Raw genomic sequence first — 19,705 nt, 5'->3', positions numbered from 1 at the left:
ATACACAATCTCGCCACAATGATTTACCTCACAGCGGACATGCGGATCTTGGCGAGATTGTGTATGCTTTTTACGTGATTTCGCATTTATGCCACGCAGCTTTGTGATAAGATAATACCCCCCCCATTGGGACTCTCTATGAAAACAACGACCTCTTTGCTCGCCTCACTCCTGCTGACATTAACTTTTAGCGCCACCGCGCATGCAGCAAAATCGAATGCTCCAACCACGGCACAACCGAATATCGTGCTGCTCTTCGTCGATGACATGGGCTGGGATGATATGGGTTACCGCGATCCACTACTGGACACGCCGAATCTGGATGCGCTGGCAGCAGACAGTCTCGACTTCCAACAAGCCTACATTGCGACGCCGACCTGTAGCCCCAGCCGCGCCACGCTGCTAACCGGACAACATCCCGCACGGATCAAAATGGTGCGCCACATTCCGAATGATATTGAACACGGCTTTGATAAATACGGCCGCACCGACGAGAGCAACCCAGTCAACTACTGGAAGAAGGATCCCGCTCAGTTCCCGTGCCCCAATTGGTTAGCACTCGAATACACTAGCTACGCCGAAGCGCTCAAGGACTTAGGCTACTATAATCTATTCGTCGGCAAGTGGCATCTCGGCCACGAGCCCTTTCACCCCATCCATCAGGGGTTTGACCGGCAGATCGGCACAGGCAACGCAGGACATCCGAAGTCTTACTATCCACCGTATTTCCATCATTCCGACGTCATGGCTGACGAGACAGAGCGTTACCTGACTGACAAGTTGACCGATGAAACCGTCAACTTCATCGAGCACTACGAGAAGGAACAACCCTTCATGATCTCGCTCTGGTATTACACGGTGCATGGCCCACACGTCGGCCGCAAGGACTTGCTCAAGCACTACCTCGACAAAGGATTCACCGGCAAAGAGGCACACTATGCTGCAATGGTTAGCGCGATGGACGAATCTGTCGGCCGTGTCCGTGCCGCACTAGCAGCCAAGGGCATCGATAAAGAAACCATTATCATCTTCTTATCCGACCAAGGGGGCATGTTTGAGAACAAGCCCTTCCATGGCGGCAAGAAAGCAGACACGCTCTACGAAGGCGGCGCACGCGTGCCGTTTATGGTGAACTGGCCAGGCGTCACCGTAGCCGCTCAAAACAATAGCCTCGTGCAATCCACCGACCTCTTCCCGACCTTGGTCGAAATTGCTGGTGGTGACCCTAGCCAATACGAAAACCTCGACGGTGTCTCCTTGCTACCAACCATTCGTAACAACAGCATACTCGATCGTGGCGAACCACTTTTCGGCTACCGCGCCTATGAAGACCTCTACGCCTCCGTCCGCGAAGGCGACTGGAAACTCCTCGCTTACCGCAGTGGCACACTGAAGCTTTATAATATCGCCAATGATATTGGCGAACAAAAGGACTTGGCCGCCACTCATCCCGAAAAAGTCGATCAACTCGTCAAAAAGCTGAAAGCATGGGAGAAGGAAATGGAAGTCGATCAATACTCAGGCGTTCAATAAACGGCAGAGGCACGATTCATCATGAAATACATGCGATACATTCTAACTGCTGCACTTTGCGCTCTCAGTCCGACGGCTAGTGTAATTGCATCGGCAGATCAGCCCGTCCATGTCGTGCTCTTCGCGGGGCAATCCAATATGGCAGGCGCGGGTAATTATCATGCGCTCTCCAGTGAGGACAAAGCACGAGTCGAAGATGCGGCAAAGCAAGTGTCGCTGACTTATAACGGCAAGTCCACGGCTCCGCTCACCTACTTTACTTACTCCACAGAGAAATACGATTTCAGCGATCGTTTTGGGCCGGAGCTCTTTGTTGGGATCGAGCTGGCACAAGCAAATCCAGATCAAGAATACCTATTTATCAAACGCGCTCAAGGCGGCACGGCGCTCTATGGCGCATGGAACCCCGAGTGGTCGGCCGATAAATCCAAAGCCGTCGAAAAAGGGGATCGCAAACAAAACCTGCACCTAGTGGATGAACACATCGCATATATCCACCAAGAACTCAGCCGCCTCGAAGCAGCAGGTCAAAGCTACAAGATCATCGGCATGCTCTGGATGCAGGGCGAAAACGATGCGGCCAAAGAAATTAGCGCGCGCAGCTACGAGGCCAACCTAAAGCAATTGATCGCCCGCTACCGGCGTGAATTCAACCTGCCTGACATGCCTTTCATCTATGGCCAAATCAACTCGCGATATGGCAACTTTGAGCCCGGCCCCACCATGGTGCGCCAAGCGATGGTCAACGTAGCGAAAGCAGACTCACGGGCGCGCGTCACACTCACCACTGCCAATCCCCCATGGGATGACTTCCCAAAACACACCGACCAAGTTCATTATAATGAAGTCGGTCAAAAACGCCTCGGCACGGCATTCGCGAAATCCCTGATCGAGTTAAACCAACACTAAGCTACCCTACTATGCGTTACATCATTCCCCTACTCTTGGCCGCCCTCAGCGTTCAACTCTCCGCTGCCCAGAAGCCCAACATCATTTTATTCGTCACCGACGACCACGGCATGGATGCCCTCGGTTGCTATGGTAATCCCGTCATTCAAACGCCGAACATGGACAAGCTGGCAGAGAACGGCGTGCGCTTCACGAATGCCTACTGCACTAGCGCCAGTTGTGCCGCCAGTCGCTCCGTCATCCTGACGGGTAAATACGGCCATGCGACAGGATCCTATGGCCACGTGCATGATTACCACCACTTCAGCACGTTTGATGGCGTCGATTCCCTGCCTGTGCTGCTGGAAGCTGCGGGCTATCAAACCGCTCGTGTTGGCAAATACCACGTCGCGCCAGAAGCCGTCTATCATTTCGATACCACGCTCGAAGCCGATCCACGCAGCACCATCGAAATGGCTGAAGCGTGTAAGGACGTCATCAACCAGGACGCACCCTTCTTCCTCTACTTCTGCCCAGATGACCCGCATCGCGGGAACCCCTTCACTCCAGAAGTCTGGAGCGACCCGAATTCTTTCGGCAACAAAACCGAGCCCTACCCCGGCGAAACACAAATCAAATATGATCCTGCCGAAGTGCTTGTGCCCGCGTTCATGCCCGACAGCCCGGAGTCCCGCGCCGAGATCGCTCAATACTACCAATCCATTTCGCGAATCGACCAAGGCCTCGGTAAATTACAGACACTGCTGGAAGATGCAGGAAAATCAGAAAACACGCTGATTATTTATATCTCCGACAACGGCATGGCCTTTCCCGGAGCCAAAACCACCGTTTATGAACCTGGCATCCAATTGCCATGCATCGTAATGGATCCTCAAAATGATGCGGCCGGTTTGGTCAATCAGGCCATGATCACATGGGCCGACCTCACACCCACCATTCTCGACTATGCCGATGTCGCCTACAGCGCGGATGCCTTCCACGGTCGCTCCATTCTACCGATTCTCAACGAATCGGATGCCAACGGATGGGATGAAATATATGCGTCTCACAACTTCCATGAACTCACGATGTATTACCCGATGCGCGTGGTGCGTAACGGCGACTATAAGCTGATCTGGAATATCGCCTACGGCCTATCCTATCCCTTCGCGTCCGACCTCTGGGCCGCGTCCACATGGCAGCAGGTCCACCGCTCCGGCAACGAATACTACGGCAACCGTAAGGTCGAAGACTTCCTGCACCGCAAAGAATTTGAACTCTACGACCTATCAAATGACCCCAACGAACTGATCAACTTGGCAGACGATCCACAATCCGCAGCCATGCTCGAATCGCTCAAAGATCAGATTAAAGCCTTTCAAGTGCGAACGAACGACCCGTGGTATATTTTGTGGTCAAACGACGCGAGTATGCAAGGGAGCGGAGTCAATCTATAGCGTCTCTTTTCTTTCCAATTTAGAACCACATAGGATTTGCAATTGTATATACAAGTTGCACTATCTCGCCACGTGAAGCAATTCGACCGAAAAATACCCCAAGTCGCTATTCTCCTCGACCCCTCAAGTGGTTGGGCCCGAAAAATCCTCAAAGGCATTCTATCCTACGCCAATGAAGTAGGCCCATGGCATGTGTGGATTAATTCGAAGCGAAACAACTCTCTAGAAGATATCCCCAAAGGATGGCGTGGCGATGGTGTCATTACACGCATCGACACACCAAAACTGGCGAGTGAGATCAAAAAGCTAGGGCTGCATGCTGTGGATGTTTCAGACAACCCACTCCCTGACCCCGTCGCGCCCTGCATTCGGACCGACGACCGTGCCAGCACCAAAATGGCTGCACAGCATTTCCTCGATCGTGGACTGCGCAATATTGCGTTTGTCGGCCCCACGAATATGCCGAATCCAGTTTGGTATGCAAAAGCCTTTGAAGAAGCCGTCGAATCGCACGGCCTCTCCTTGACGGCCCTGAAATTACAGAAAGACCAGCCGAACCTACACGAAACGATCACCGAGTGGCTGCAAGGCCTCACGAAACCGGTCGGCGTCTTAGTCTGGGGGCATGGTTACGCGCGTGCTGTGGTGGACTGCTGCATGGCGGCAAACATCTCCGTGCCGCATGATGTGGCAGTGCTCAGTGGCAGCTACGATGAGCTCCTCTCACACGCCTGCTTCCCTTCACTGTCAGGCGTGCTCGGCCCCACTGAAACAATCGGCTATCAAGCAGCGAAGACATTGCATCGTCAAATGAAGGGAGAGACCGTGCCGATCGATGTTACATATATTCCGCCGCTCGGTGTGATGGATCGGCTATCGACCGATACCCTCGCAGTCAGAGATCCAAAGTTATTACAAGTCGTCTCCTACATCCGCGAACACGCCTTCGAGCCGATTACAACAGACGATATTTTGCGCGCAGTCCCGATGGCTCGAAGATCACTGGAGCGACATTTCCAGCAGGCATTCGGCCATTCTCCAGTGGACGAAATTCGCCGTATCCGAATCGACAAAGCCCGCCGACTCCTCGCCGAGACCGATATGCAAATGCAAAACATCGCGGAGGTCTGTGGCTATGCCACTTACAACTATCTGACCCATGTGTTTAAGAAAACGACTGGCATGACTCCCCGTGATTACCGAAAGCAGTTTCGTTCACAGGGACAAGGGGCTTCAAATTAATAGATCTGGCCTCGGGCACACTTCCGACTCGTGAAGCATCATATCACTAAGCCAGAGGATAAAGTCTCTACGACTCAAAAGGTGGGCTACGGCTTGGGCATGTCGTCTCAACGCCTGCAAATGAACACCCTCAATCAGATGGCTAACCCCATCTTTAATGATATATTGGGCGTCGATCCGCGCTTGATTGGGTTGTCTCTGGGTGCCTCCCGCATTCTCGATGCGATTACTGATCCGATCGTCGGCTATATGACCGACAGCACCCGCTCGCGTTTCGGACGGCGGCGACCTTGGATCGCAGCGTCCAGTATTCTTTGCGCAGTCGGTTTTATTGCGATCTGGATGGTGCCGCGCGATCTCACGCCTAGCGGTAGTCTAATTTGGTTCACTTGCACCACCTTATTTTTATTCATGGGGATGAGTATCTTCTCCGTGCCCTACAGTGCACTGGGGATGGAGTTGACCCCCGACTATCACGAGCGCACCAGTGTGATGGCCTACCAAGCAGTCATGTCGAAGGCGGGAGGCTTCCTTAGCTCCAGCTTGTTCATGATCGTAACGCTCGACTGCTTTGATGACATGGCCGTAGGCATGCGCTATACGAGCATGGGGCTAGGAGTAGTCGTGCTACTATTTACCTTGATCCCAGTCTTTGCCTGTAAAGAGCATCCGACCTTTCAAAAATTGCTAAAGAAGCGCTCTGGCAAAAAAATAGGTATCATCGAGAGTAGTCGGCATACCTTACAGAATCGGCCTTTCATCATACTCATCGCAGTCACGGCAGTCATGTTATTCGGGCTCACGATGGTCAGCAACTTGAGCTATTACCTGACTATTTATCACGTATTCGACGGAACCAGAAGCACCAGCGCAGGCATGGTGCTCACATTTTGTGGCTATGCCGCTCAGATCGGCGGCCTACTCGGCATACCCGTTATGGCTTACGCAGCCAAACGAATCGGCAAACGCAAGACCTTGCTCGCCGCGCTCGCGCTCGCTTTCGTAGGCGACATCCTCAAATGGTTTTGCTACACGCCCGAGTCCCCCTACCTCGCACTCCTGCCAAACTTTATACAAGCCTTTTGCCTCATCGCAGTATGGACTCTTATTCAGGCGATGATACCAGATGTCGTCGATTATGAAGAACTAAAGAGCGGTGAACGGCAGGAAGGTATGTTCAGCGCATTTCATAGTTGGATCGGCAAGCTTGGGATTTCAGGCGCGCTGATTATTTCAGGCTTCATCCTCAATGGATGCGGCTTCGATGCCGACCTCGGCGCGAATCAATCCTCGGACACCATCTTCGCGATTCGCATTATGTATTGCTTGATCCCTGCCTGCGCCTTGATTCTCGGCTTCATCCTACTCTATCACTATCCGATCACTGAAAACAAAGCCTACGCAATCCGCACGCGCCTAGAGCGCCGCCGTAAGCTGGCAGATCTCGCGACTGAGGAGACCTCATCCTAGTCTTCCGTAACCTTTCAGAAAGTCGCCTTGGATCGGCAGACAAACCTTCACTCCTACCTCCTACGCCAAGGCTACGGCGGCGCATGCCGTCTCGGCAGACCGAGCCACCTTCCCTTGGTAAGCATATCCTTAGACACAAGTTTGTATTTCCAATTTTACGTAATTTACGGGCAATTGACAGCTCCTCCCCTGCGAAGGGGAGGTGGCCCCGTCTGCGGGGTCGGAGGGGTTTTTACAGTTGCTTGAGCGAGTCGGAAGGGGTTTGGGCCCAGCCTCAGCTTATGTTAACTGCCGTTCGAATCTGTTCTAATACCCACTCTGGTTGGTCGAAGACTGTCTTGTTTTCAAATCGAATCACTTGAATGCCTGTCGCTTGAAGAAAGAGTGTGCGTTCGTGGTCGTATTCGGCAGCCATCGCGCTGTTATGCGCCTGCCCGTCCAGTTCAATAGCCAGCTTTGATGCTGGACAGTAAAAATCCAAAATATACTGGCTGACACTATGCTGGCGACGAAACTTTCGACCTTCGAGTTGCTTGCCTTTCAGGTAAGTCCAGAGTTTTGCCTCAGCAGGCGTCATATGACTCCGTAGTTTTCTACGGAAATGCTTTAGTGCAGGCAAGTTGTTGAGTCGCTCTTGGTCACCAACAGACATACCTTACAGATTAGATCAAGGGATGGACATTACCAGCGAAACCCCTCCGTCTCGGCAGACCGAGCCACCTCCCCTTCGCAGGGGAGGAGCTTTAAATAGTGCATTCATAGCGTCAATTTAAACGGGCAAAGATGTGTATAAGGATATGCCTCGTAAAGGAAGGAACTCCCAAAACTCGCCCGAAGGGCTCTCTAGCGAAGCGGTTGTAGGTCAATCATTTCGCCAGCAACGCATTGACTTTCAACTTGATCTTACTCGCGCCGATACCATGCGCCTGCATTCCGTCTTTGATGCCTTGAGCCAGCTTCTTGACGATCTCGTGGTAAGCGGGATCATTGAGGCGGTTAATGAATTCGTCAGGATCGAGATCCAAATCAAATAGCCAGACGTCGCCTTTTGCTGAATTATCGATCACCAACTTGTAGCGTCTACTGATCGCTGCGATCCAGTAGCCCTGCTCGACCACCGCAATATCGTCCCAGACCTGCGGCGGCGTTGCGCTGAGTAGCGGCGTAAGATCGCGCCCTTGATTCTTGGGAATATCAGTCACATCCAAAAGCCTCAGAAATGTCTCCAGCCAATCTGCATTCGTCGCAGCCGCTTCCACGACTAGGCCGCTTGGAATCATAGGAGCGGAGTCGCTCTTCGTCGCCGTGAGTTGACTGCCATCGACCACGATAAACGGAATCGCAACAGACATGTCATACGGCGAGCTCTTGTTGAGACGTCCATGTTCGCCGAGTAGATCACCGTGATCCGCACTGAACATGATCAAGGTATTTTCCAGCACGCCTTGCGCTTCGAGTTGATCAACCAGTAAACCGATATTGTAATCGATCGCTTCCACCATGCCGAAATATTGCTTTAAATCATCAAACAGCTGGAATTTATAGGGTGTTTGCCCATTGCTCAATGCATCCACCGCAGACGCGTGATTCTTATAGGCGCCCTTTGATTTATTGGCTTTTGCGTCGGGCTTCATCCAGCTCGGATTCGTATCCAGGTGGCTAGCGCCTCCTGGGAAATTTGGATCCTGAAAGGTATGCGGCATCTGAATATCCATGTCGTTGTAGTTCGACGCATAGGGCTCTCTGGCACTATCGGGCGTGTGCGGATCGGGAATGCTGATCACCATAAAGAACGGATCATTGCCACGTGGAGCATGTGTATCCGTAGGATTTTTGATAACATCCACCGCACGGTCAAAGAGCCAGTCCGTGGTAAATTTCACAGACTTGGACTTATCATCGGCATAGATCGGGTGCCCCAAGGCATCGACATCGTCTAGATCCTGAGGGAAGAACTGACCATCGCCGTCCAGATCTTGGATCTTCGGTCGATTGCTCGCGTTATACGGGTTCCCTTCGGCATCGATCCCTTTGTATTTACCATGCCCGTTGTTAAACATCCATCGACGATCCTGCCAGCCATAATCGGAGATCTCGACGTAGCTTGGGTGTAGGAAACTCCCCTCTGGGTTGGTCTGCTCGTCATACGGCGCAGGATAGCCGGGCGACCACCAATCGTTGTCCTCCGCGGCCGTGCCACTGAGGTGCCACTTGCCGATGTAGGTCGTCCAATAACCGGCATCTCTCAATACTTCGGCAATCGTAGTGACCGAGGAATCATCGAGAAACTTGCCATCACTGACTGTGGTGGAGTTATTTTTCAGGCCGAGTTGAGAACCATAAATCCCAGTAAACATCGAAGCGCGTGACGGTGTGCATACCGGAGTGGCGGCATGCATGTTCGTAAAGATGGCGCCCTTACGTGCAATGTGATCCAGGTTCGGCGTCTCCACGACATTGCCCGCACCCCAGATCTCTGCCTGTTTGGGGTCGTTGGGATACTTCGCGTCCAACAGATCGCGATAGACACCGAGTGTTCGTAGATTATGCTCGTCGGTAATAATCCAAATCAGATTCTTGCCGTTGGTTTCGGTCGAGACTGAGTTGGTATGCACGGCGGACGCGCCGTTCGTGGTCAGGCTCCCCGCAGTTGCGGAGAGAATCATACAGGCAGACAGCGCTAGAGAGGTTGGGGAGTATTTCATAAGTAGTGTGGTGCGGGAAGGGATCTGCGATTAATGCGCCAATGGAGATTCAGGCGGCAATGGCACGGCGTTTGCGGTGCGCCACGCTACGAGTGCGCTGAGCAATGCTTCAGCGGTCTCAGGCTTGGTTTGAACTAAGTTCTTCGATTCTTTCGGATCAGCTTTCAGATCATACAGTTCCACTGAGCCGTCCTTCAGAAACTGGATCAACTTGTAATTCCCTTTGCGAACAACTGAACACGCGCCGTGTTTATACTGGCTGGCGATGTGCCAGAAGTGAGAACGCTCCTGTAGCGTCTCATCTTCGGCGGTAAAGAGTGGTGCAAACGATTCCCCGTCCAGCAAGCCATCGTAATCAATGCCTGCAATATCCATCAAGGTCGGAAAAAAGTCCACTGCCGTGACTGTGGTCGAACTGCGACGTGCAGTCACCTTACCTGGCCAATTGACAAAGGTCGGCACCTTGATGCCGCCTTCATAGATGTAACCTTTGCACCCACGTAGCAGGTCGTTGCGTTTGTTGTTTTGCCCATTGTCCGAGCTAAAGACGATCACTGTGTTCTCACGTAAGTCATGTTGATCTAGATAGTCGACGATGCGACCGACGTTGTCGTCGAGCGATTCGATCATCGTCGCATACATGGCTTCGTGCTCACCACGCTTGCCGCGCTCTGTGCCCTGCCCCGTAATCGGGTCGCCTGGTTTATCGATATACTTCTTCAAAAGTTCGGGACTACGTGCACGCAACGGGGCATGCACCGTGTAGTAATGCAGATCGACGAAGAATGGCCCTTCTTTGTGCGCATCCATAAATTCGATTGCCTTGGTCGTCAGGTGATCAGTCAACCATTCATCCTTAGGCTCACGTTCGTCCATAAACGGATTATTGAACGGCGAAAAGTAACCGCCGGTTTCACCCTTATAGCCACCGATTTCCAGAGCTGGATCGCCGCGATACGTGCCTGCAATGTTCTGCAAGTAGCCGCGTCCCTCTGGGTAATACTTCTGCCCCTCCGGTGATTTATGGTATGGCACCCAGTCCACTGCCCACGGATCGGGCTGCTTGAGTTTTTCAGTCAACGGCCACTCAGCCGACAGCTCCTCCTCTGGATATGGGCCGACCAAATGCCACTTGCCGATAAAGATCGACTGGTAACCCGCATCAGCCATCGGTTGACTATACAAGGTATGCTCTTCGCCGACGGTCCAACGAGAAAAGATGTTCTCCTGATCGTCGCCCTTTTCTAACACGGGAACGGTATAGATACCTGTGCGAAATGAATGTTTGCCAGTGGCCAGCGCCGTGCGCGAAGGCGAGCAGGTCGGATACATGTAAGCACTATCCAATATAAGACCACCCTGTGCGAGTGCGTCGATATGTGGCGTTTCGTAAAAGGTCGAGCCATTGAAGCCGACATCGCCATAACCTAGATCATCGACTAAAATGAAGACAATATTTGGTGCAGGAACGGCACCGAGTGCAGAGGTTGCAGGCAGCGCTAGGCTGCAGAAAAGGGTAAGTGTTTTTGTGAGTATCTTCATCGTCTTATTGATCAGTTAAAGTGGTGGCTCAGAAATTAGGGGCTCAATCAACGAACTCCACAATGATCAGTTATCATACTCATATACGTATACCGCATCTACACTTTAATGCGCAAAGCATATACGAATTTACGCCATTCACTCGAAATAGCCCCCAATGGATCGACTATTTTTGAGGAATCATGCCTCACTCCAAACGAGGTTGATGTGCGCAATCGCATATACCTTTTGCGTGATCTCGTATTTCGCAAAAAACGCCGCCGTGATATTCTAGCGGGTATAAACGCCGAAGTCTCCCGCCCATTCGGGCGCAATCCCAAGATTGCTTACCTCTCCCCTGCTTCGGCCAACAGACGAATATCACACACAAAAAAAAATAATTATGAGAGCACTATTTCTTAGCATGGCGGTTCTTTGCACACAGTTTGTTAATGCCGAAACCATTAACGTCGCAGACCATGGCATCCTGCCAGGACAGGACGTGAGCCTTGAAGTCAATCAACTGATCGAATCAGTCAAAGGTCAAAGCGACATCACCCTCCACTTCCCCAAGGGGCAATACGAATTCTACCCCGAGAAAGCGGTTGAAATGTATCGCGCGGTCACGAACCACGATAACAGCTTAAAGCGGATCGCGTTTCCCCTCATCGGATTTAAAAACATCACCATCGATGGTGGCGGTTCGATGTTTATGTTCCATGGCAGAATCAGTCCCATCGTCGTGGACAACACCGAAGGTGTTACGCTCAAAAATTTCTCCATCGATTGGGAGCGCTCGTTTCACGATGAATTGCCAGTCGTCGAGAGTAACAAAAAAGAAAGATACATCGTGGTTGAGGTCGATCCGGTGAAATACCCGCACTCGATCTCAGGTGGCAAAATGTTCTCCGAGAAATACAACTGGCAGGACAAGATGGGATCAAACATCGTATTTGACCCCGAAACGCGCGCACCGATCTATAACACAAAGGACTATTCGGTGAATTTCAAATCACATACAGCCAGCCTTGCTGGTAAGAATCGCATCAAGATCGCAGCGAAGTTTAAGGCGTCGCCACCGCCTGTAGGCAGTGTCCTCATCTCCTACGGCACACACCCGACCAGTCGACTTTGCCCAGCCATCCACACTGCCAGCTCGAAGGACATTAAGATCGAACAAGTCACTGTTTACAATGCAGGTGGCATGGCACTCATTGCTGAGCGTTGCGAAAACATCCATTTGGACGGGATGACTGTCAGTTCGAACGACGAGCGCCTAGTGGCTACCCGTGCGGATGCCACTCACTTCCTCGGCTGCAAAGGCGAGATCCGAGTCGAGAACAGCCTATTTCAGCACATGCTGGACGACGCCATCAACGTGCATGGTGCATACGTTAAAATTAACGAATACCTCGGCGACAACCGCTTCCTCTGCGAAATCAGCCACTTCCAGCAGACTGGCTTAATCTTCGCTGAGCCTGGTGACAAAGTCGCTCTGCTCTCACGTAAGACGATCCTGCCATTCTTTGAAACCAGCGTGACGCAGGCCGAAATCATCAATGAGAACCTCGTGGTGGTAACTGTCGCCGAGACACCTAAGAATCTCCCCGAAGGCCCCCTCTCAATCGAGAATCTCACATGGAATCCCGACCTCGTCTTTAAGAATAACACAATTCGTGAGAACCGTGCACGTGGCATGCTCATTACAACCAAGGGCAGCGTCCTAGTTGAAGACAATACAATCTCCCCACAAATGCACGGCATCCTCATCGAAGGTGACAACAACAAATGGTATGAGTCTGGCGCCGTCGAGAACGTCGTCATCCGCAACAATACATTTGAAAATCCTGGCTTCGAAGGCTCTGAAAACTACCCGCTCTACGCCGCACCACTCCTTACATCCGAGCAACACTTCGGCGAAGGTCGCTACCACCGTAATATCGAATTCACAGGCAATACGATCAAGAGCTTCAACGGACATTTGGCCTACGCATGCTCCGTCGACGGACTGAAGATCGAGGACAACACAATTGAATTCAGCACCGATTATCCGAAGATTGAAGACTACCCTTCAATTGACTTAGATTATTGCGAAAACGTCACGATCCGTAATAACAAAAGTGTCGGCTTTGATCGTGAACTTTACATCGAGCAGGCCAGCGACACTTCAAACGTCAAAATCACAAAGAATCCTGGGTTTAAAGCTCTTGAAGAGAGAACACCCGCACTCTCCGTGGTAACAAAATAATACAACCATCGCTCGGGCAACCGAGCACACTTCCATGCTACCCTGCTCCCGAATCCCCCGTCTCGCTGCCGCATGCGTCAGTGTCCTGCTCTCTCTGATTATTTCGGGTTGCTACGGCGAGGCTGAATCGGGCACGCCCTTCGAGACGACAGTCGTCCGTCAAGCAGCGGGCCTCGTCAGTATCGATCTCAGCCCATATACGATCTCTAAGGTTCGCAGCGCGGTGGATCAAGGCGCGCCCTACATCGTGGCAAGCAGCTACGAGGGCACCTTGATCGGACTCACCGAAGGTGGACGCATCGGCTGGGTCAATTCGCTCTCGGGCTTTATGAACCGCGACATCTGGTGCGCGGACATCACTGGTAACGGTTCCGATGAAATTCTGGCGGCCAATGCCGATGGCTCACTCTACTGCCTCGATGGATCAGGCGCTACCATGTGGCAATTCAAGCCAAGCGATGCGCCAATGAATGCCGTGAGCGTGGTCACGCACGAAGGCCTGCCTTACGTCGTATGCGGGGGCTATGACAAAAATATTTATTACCTCAGTGCCAAGGGCGACTTAGTCAAAACCATCGCATCGGCGACCTACTCGAAGGACAAGCCATGGGGCAAGGCGAGCAAGAAGCGCATTCCTCCCGGCCCTGCGCACATTGCCAACTTCATCCGCACTGTCCGTGTCGCCGACGGCAGCGAAGCGCTACTCGTGCACGGCAATGTCTATAGCAATGCCAGCACCGGCACCGTATATCTCTTCAAGCCGATGGCTGATCAGCCATTTAAAACAATTAAGAAGCTCAGCGGCAGCGCGGGCGATCTCACGACCTGCGACATCGATCAAGACGGAGTCGATGAACTCCTCTATGGTGCCAGCGGTATGATTGATGCTGCACAAATCGGCTGGCTCAATCTAAAGACCGATGAAACACGGACGCTCAGGCCGCAAGACTTCCGACGCCAAATAGACGGCTTCGGTTATCGCGTCTCCCAGTCAGTGAGTTTTGGTTCTAAGGATACACCGCAATTTTTCAGTTCCTTTGGCTCCCGGATCTTCATATCTCAAGCAGACCTCAATTCCAAAACGACCGAAATCATCACGGTCGGCTACTCCTTCAACGATATCTGGAAGGACTCCAACACAGGAAAGATCCTACTGGCTGGCACACAAACTGGCGGCAGTTGTATTCACATCATAGATACGACGAAAGACGGATGGAAAGATGCGCTCGCGAATTTCCAGCCATCGGGTAAACTTAAGGCAGTCCTCGACAACACCGCCACCGCCCGCGAGCAGCTGAAGACCTTCAAACGCCCTGCCCACGAACGCGCCAAGCCTGTGTATATGATGAGCGAATCGCTCAAGGGCGACGTCGAGCAACTCGCAACAAGCCTCGAAGCGGAATATGGCACCCCCGTCTTCCTGCAAAGTCAGCACATGTCGAAGGTAGAAGATTTTGATCGATCAATGATCAAAGACGATAAATACCGCGACCGACGCGATCGCCGTAAAAAATACGTCCTCACGTCCGAGCAAGCCTTGGCACAGATCACAGCCCTCTACGATAGCCCCCGCAAGGGCATCTCATTCTGGGGGGGCCACGGCAATGACCCCTACATGTTCAGCACTGACACGATGAAACAGGTCGTGGATGCCGCCAACGGCGAAAAATCCGTCTTCATCTATCCAGAACTTGAACAGTATGGCGACGGGTTCGACTACGTGCTCGAGCACCACATCTACCCGATGGCCGAGCACTTCAAAGGCAAAAATGCCAACATCTACGTGCGCACCAAACACGCCTTCTGGCAGTCGATCGTCTATCTACCACTCTGGTCGAATCTACTGTCTGGCGAATATGCGGATATTTTCGTGCCCTCTATGGAAGAGACGACCGATAAGACGATGGAGCAAAGTGTGGCTGCCCGCCTAGGCATCTGGGTCAGTGGTGCGACCAACCAGTGGGGCTCCCGTGGCGCACGTGATAACCCTAGCTTCGACCGCCTGCGTGAGCACTCGCACCAAATGATCCCCAACCACTTCCTGCGCGCACAGATCTACAACATCGCGAGCGGATCGACCTATCAAAACAACTTCGCAGTCAATCAGGAATACTTCAGCATTCTTTACGAACTCATCGCCAAGGGCGCGCTCTACGTGCCCGAGCGCAACGAAATCGTCAGTTTCAACCCCGTGCACCTCAGCATGACGTCACCCGACAAGCATTACCTCGACGAAGGTAACAACGCCAAATGGACCACGTTCTTTGATCAGGAGTTTGAAGATGCCAATCCGATGGTTTTCAGCCGCCTCAATGGCAGCTGGCCCGGCGCACCTGTTACAGAGTGGGATTTCTCCCGCTACGCCGCAGGTGTCACAGATCGACGACTCAACTTCTTGCCGACCTATGAAAACGGCATCGTGCTCATTACACCACCACAACACGGTGTTTTTGCAGACCAAGACGCTCCCCGTGGAGCGATGGTTGATAAGCTACACCCGATTTATAAAGGCATCCTCAAAGAATACATCACCGACGGACGTAACTATCTCTCTGCCGATGGCAAGCAGACCTATGCCGCCGACACCTACTACACAACCATCGAGGCCGACATCCAAGCGGGTGCTAAAAAGCTGCCCCTCACCGTCACCGGTGATGTCGCTTGGGTCGTCGCACAGACCTCCCCCACGCACCTACGCCTGACCTTGATCGACAACGGCTACATCAGCCCCGCAGACCGCGTGGCGACGATCACCTTTAACACCGTCGCCCCCGTCAAGATGACTAACCTGCTCGATGGCACCGCTTACGATGTATCAGACAAATCGACCATAGAAGTCGACGTGCCCTGCGGCCTGTTCCGCTTTATCGATATCGAGTTGGATAAAGCGTTGTAGCGTATCAAGCACCCGCTGGCGGAATGACACACATATTTTGCGAGATCATTAATATACGATGCCGTCAATTCTCCATAGAATACCATCAAATATGACACAAATACCTCAAAATGCATAATACGCATATATGATGAAAATACGCATATTTTTTACGCAATCGTTAATATTACCCAATAGAAGTATCTGATAATATTCACCAAAACTCATACTGGATTCAACAACCCTAACAATAACACACACACATATGAAGAAAACAATACTCCTAATATCCTCCATTTCCGCGATGCTCAGCGCACAAGCAGGAACGGTATTTTCATTCGACGATGCGAATGGTAATGGTGCAACCGAAACAACCGCAAATACTGCTACGGTTGCAGGTAGCTGGGTCGATGATGCCAGCGGTAATTTCAACACTACAACATTCACGATATCCGATGTAGATATTGATGGCGATATGCTGAACGACACATTCGTAGTGAATGTCGTCCTAACCAGGATATCAGCCGCAAACGCAGCGTTCGATTCTGCTAATAATCGATACAACCCAAACTTGAATGGCGCCGGCAAAGCATTGAACGTCTCATTAGGTGCGGTCACTGCGACGACATTGACCGATGGTGGCACATTGCAAGTCGATAGCTTTTCATTTGATCTGCTGGATATGGCTCTTTGGAACGGCACTCCAGATGACACTGCAACCATTGCTCAAGATGGTGGCAGTGCCGTTGCATATACCGATGCAAGTTCCGCAATCGCATTGAGTGCAGCTAATTCATTTGAGCTAACTAACACCGCAGGTGCCTTCCGTTTGGCAAATTTCGATTTCACTATCGAGGTGTCAGCAATTCCAGAGCCAAGCACCTACGCCCTTCTTGGCGGCTTGTTCGCTCTCAGCTTCGTGATGGTTCGCCGTCGCAAATAGAAGCACCCCATAATTTCATATAAGGTATATAGGGTATACTTTAGGGGTAAAGGGTATGAGCTTCGGTTCATGCCCTTTTTCATGCCTAACTCTCCTCGAACAATAGAATCTACCGATTTACCAAAGGACTCGATACTCCAGAGTTCAATCTTTCACACATCAATCTCCCTAATATGATTCAACCGAAACACCTTTTAATCGCCCTTTGCGCACTCGCCTCACTGAGCACCATCGCTCGTGAGACACTCTCCTTGAACGACGACTGGAAATTCGCACGTTTTGGCGACATGCCTGACGGTTCACAACTTAAGGAACCCAAAGGCTTAGAGCACCCGTCCTTTGACGACTCCTCATGGCGCAGCCTCAACGTGCCCCACGACTGGGGCATCGAAGGCCCCTTCCGCGCCGAGCTTCCCAATCGAACCGGAAAATTACCATGGTCCGGAATCGGCTGGTATCGTAAACACTTCGACTCCCCCGCGAGCGATGCAGGTAAAAAAGTTTTTATCGATTTCGATGGCTCGATGTCAGGCAACAGCATCTATCTGAATGGTGCCCACATTGGCGATTGGCCCTACGGTTACTCCTCATTCCGCATGGAGTTGACCGATCACATAAAGATCGGCCAACAAAACGTGCTCGCGGTGCGTCTCAATAATCAAGCCGAGTCTTCGCGCTGGTATCCCGGAGGCGGCATTTATCGTAGCGTGCGTATGGTCAAAACGGAACCTGTCCACGTGGCTCATTGGGGTGTATATATCACCACGCCGATGGTTTCGACCGACGAAGCGACTGTAAAAATCGAAACGACTCTAGACGGAGATTCAAGCAATGCGACGATCACCCACGAAATAACCGAAGATGGCTCGGATACGGTGTTAGCCAGTGGCAAAGGGAAACTTGCCTTCATCAAACTGAGTGCGCCGAAACTCTGGGACCTGCAGACTCCGAACCTATATACGGTCAACACCAGTATCACGATCGATGGTGAAGTCGTGGATACCTACAAAAGCACTTTCGGAGTGCGCACCATCAAATATACCACCGACGAAGGTTTTCTATTAAACGGCAAAGTCGTTCGCATGAATGGTGTCTGCCAACACCACGACCTTGGACCACTGGGCGCGGCAGTCAATGTCCGCGCGATCGAGCGGCAGATCGAAATCCTCAAAGGTTTCGGTGTGAATGCAATCCGCACCTCGCACAATCCTCCAGCACCAGAGTTCCTCGAACTATGCGACCGTATGGGCATCTTGGTTCAAGTTGAATCGTTTGATGCATGGTCCCGCAAAAAAGCGGACAACGATTACGCACAGTTTTTCTGGGAATGGTGGGAGCGCGATACCATCAACATGGTGCGCCGTGATCGCAATCACCCCTGTGTGGTCATGTGGAGCACTGGCAATGAGATCTTAGAAATGAGCCACCCAGAAGAAGCGTGGATCTCACAAATGCAAACCGATCTCATCAAAAAAGAAGACCCGACACGCCCTGTCTCCTTTGGCGGCAGTCGACCCGAGGCAGCTTTCAACGGCTTCCAAAACACCATCGATGTTTACGGCTTCAACTATAAGCCGCACCTCTACGCCAAATTCCGCGAGGCGAACCCAGATATCCCCCTCTACAGTAGCGAGAGCGCATCGACTGTCAGCTCACGCGGTGAATATTTCTTCCCTGTGTCCGATGACAAATTCAAAGGCCAAGGCGGCTACTTCCAAGTCAGCAGTTACGATCTGACCGCACCGAACTGGGCCTACCGCCCCGATATCGAATTCGAGGCTCAGGATAAATACCCCTGGGTCTTCGGCGAGTTCGTCTGGACTGGCTTCGACTACATCGGCGAGCCGACTCCCTACAACAAGGACAAGACCAATCTGCTCAACTTCACCGATCCCGCCGAGCGTGAGCGTATGAAAAAAGAGCTGGCAAAACTCGGTGGCGACATCCCGCCGCGCAGTTCCTATTTCGGCATCGTCGATCTCTGCGGCTTCCCGAAGGATCGCTACTACATGTATCAAGCTCGCTGGCGTCCGGAACTACCGCTCGCTCACATCCTGCCACACTGGAACTGGCCCGAGCGCGTCGGCGAAGTCACACCTGTGCATGTCTATACTTCCGGCGACGAAGCCGAGCTATTCCTCAACGGCAAGTCTCTCGGACGCAAAATCAAAGGCGAATTCGAATATCGCCTGCGCTGGGACGACGTCATCTACGAACCAGGCGAACTGGTCGTAGTTGCCTACAAAGATGGCAACGAGTGGGTCAAAAACTCAGTGCAGACCACAGGCGAAGCGACACAACTAGCGCTCACAGTCGACCGCAGCCGAATCGCAGCCGACGGCCAAGACCTAGCCTTCATCACCGTCGATGTCGTCGACAGCAAGGGGCGACTCGTGCCACGCACCCACAACTCGGTTAAATATACAATCACAGGCCCTGGAATCATCGCCGCCACCGGCAATGGCGATCCGACCAGTCATGAATCGTTCCAAGCGACGGAGCTCAAAGTCTTCAACGGCAAGGCGCTGGTCGTCGTTCGCTCAATCAAAGGCAAAAAAGGGACTGTCACCTTAACAGCGGAATCCGACGGACTGACAACCGCCGAAACAACGATTCGCATCAAATAGCCCAACTTAAATACTGACAAAGGCCTCCGGAAACGGAGGCCTTTTTTTGGATCCTCAATCAAAATCGGGAGTGTCAGACCAACGGATACAACCATCCTATCGGCGAGCGCTGACACAACTGAGTATTTTTTATACGCAATAGTGGCTATAGAGCAAAACCGAACTCTGTATAATAGACGATCCATGCGCCGACGAC

12 protein-coding genes are annotated in these 19,705 nt (G+C 52.1%); 9 read left to right on the top strand and 3 right to left on the bottom strand.

Going from position 1 to position 19,705, the window contains the following annotated elements:
- Window positions 1-138: 138 nt before the first annotated feature.
- From GZZ87_RS17710 to GZZ87_RS17690, 5 genes are all read left to right on the top strand, one after another.
- Window positions 139-1,533 carry a sulfatase gene (locus tag GZZ87_RS17710; protein ID WP_162024839.1) on the top strand — a complete coding sequence of 465 codons (1,395 nt, stop codon included), beginning with the start codon at window positions 139-141 and terminating at the stop codon, window positions 1,531-1,533.
- Window positions 1,534-1,554: 21 nt separating this feature from the next.
- Window positions 1,555-2,442 carry a sialate O-acetylesterase gene (locus tag GZZ87_RS17705; protein WP_162024840.1) on the top strand — a complete coding sequence of 296 codons (888 nt, stop codon included), beginning with the start codon at window positions 1,555-1,557 and terminating at the stop codon, window positions 2,440-2,442.
- A gap of 11 nt (window positions 2,443-2,453) precedes the next feature.
- Window positions 2,454-3,878 (top strand): sulfatase, encoded by a 1,425-nt coding sequence (locus GZZ87_RS17700; protein ID WP_162024841.1) that lies wholly within the window; start codon window positions 2,454-2,456, stop codon window positions 3,876-3,878.
- A 72-nt stretch (window positions 3,879-3,950) separates the two neighbouring features.
- Window positions 3,951-5,120, top strand: a complete 1,170-nt coding sequence (locus GZZ87_RS17695; RefSeq protein ID WP_162071479.1) for a DNA-binding transcriptional regulator — start codon at window positions 3,951-3,953, stop codon at window positions 5,118-5,120.
- Window positions 5,121-5,150: 30 nt separating this feature from the next.
- On the top strand, window positions 5,151-6,590 hold the full coding sequence (locus GZZ87_RS17690) for an MFS transporter (RefSeq protein WP_162024843.1): 1,440 nt from the start codon (window positions 5,151-5,153) through the stop codon (window positions 6,588-6,590).
- Between the two features lie 274 nt (window positions 6,591-6,864).
- Here GZZ87_RS17690 and GZZ87_RS17685 read toward each other — a convergent pair whose 3' ends face one another.
- The 3 genes from GZZ87_RS17685 to GZZ87_RS17675 all read right to left on the bottom strand — a co-directional run bounded on the left by GZZ87_RS17685 (window position 6,865) and on the right by GZZ87_RS17675 (window position 10,837).
- Window positions 6,865-7,242 (bottom strand): endonuclease domain-containing protein, encoded by a 378-nt coding sequence (locus tag GZZ87_RS17685; RefSeq protein ID WP_162024844.1) that lies wholly within the window; start codon window positions 7,240-7,242, stop codon window positions 6,865-6,867.
- A gap of 214 nt (window positions 7,243-7,456) precedes the next feature.
- Window positions 7,457-9,295: a sulfatase-like hydrolase/transferase gene (locus tag GZZ87_RS17680; RefSeq protein ID WP_162024845.1), complete on the bottom strand. Its 1,839-nt coding sequence runs from the start codon at window positions 9,293-9,295 to the stop codon at window positions 7,457-7,459.
- Between the two features lie 30 nt (window positions 9,296-9,325).
- The gene (locus GZZ87_RS17675) at window positions 9,326-10,837 is read right to left on the bottom strand and encodes a sulfatase (protein WP_162024846.1); all 1,512 of its coding nucleotides are present in this window, start codon (window positions 10,835-10,837) and stop codon (window positions 9,326-9,328) included.
- A 382-nt stretch (window positions 10,838-11,219) separates the two neighbouring features.
- On the opposite strand from GZZ87_RS17675, the gene GZZ87_RS17670 reads away from it, so the two are divergent.
- The 4 genes from GZZ87_RS17670 to galB all read left to right on the top strand — a co-directional run bounded on the left by GZZ87_RS17670 (window position 11,220) and on the right by galB (window position 19,509).
- Complete coding sequence (locus GZZ87_RS17670) at window positions 11,220-13,064, top strand: right-handed parallel beta-helix repeat-containing protein (protein ID WP_162024847.1); 1,845 nt, start codon at window positions 11,220-11,222, stop codon at window positions 13,062-13,064.
- A 34-nt stretch (window positions 13,065-13,098) separates the two neighbouring features.
- On the top strand, window positions 13,099-15,960 hold the full coding sequence (locus GZZ87_RS17665; protein ID WP_162024848.1) for a hypothetical protein: 2,862 nt from the start codon (window positions 13,099-13,101) through the stop codon (window positions 15,958-15,960).
- A 244-nt stretch (window positions 15,961-16,204) separates the two neighbouring features.
- Entirely contained in the window at window positions 16,205-16,882 is a 678-nt protein-coding gene (locus GZZ87_RS17660; RefSeq protein WP_162024849.1) for a PEP-CTERM sorting domain-containing protein, read from the top strand.
- 173 nt (window positions 16,883-17,055) lie between these two features.
- A complete protein-coding gene (galB, locus tag GZZ87_RS17655) occupies window positions 17,056-19,509 on the top strand; it encodes a beta-galactosidase GalB (RefSeq protein ID WP_162024850.1) in 2,454 nt (817 codons plus the stop codon).
- Window positions 19,510-19,705 lie beyond the last annotated feature (196 nt).

It is taken from the genome of Lentimonas sp. CC4 (assembly GCF_902728235.1).
Classification (GTDB): Bacteria; Verrucomicrobiota; Verrucomicrobiia; order Opitutales; family Coraliomargaritaceae; genus Lentimonas.
The sequence above is the reverse complement of the archived record's forward strand: the minus strand, read 5'-3'. Positions and strand labels throughout refer to the sequence as shown.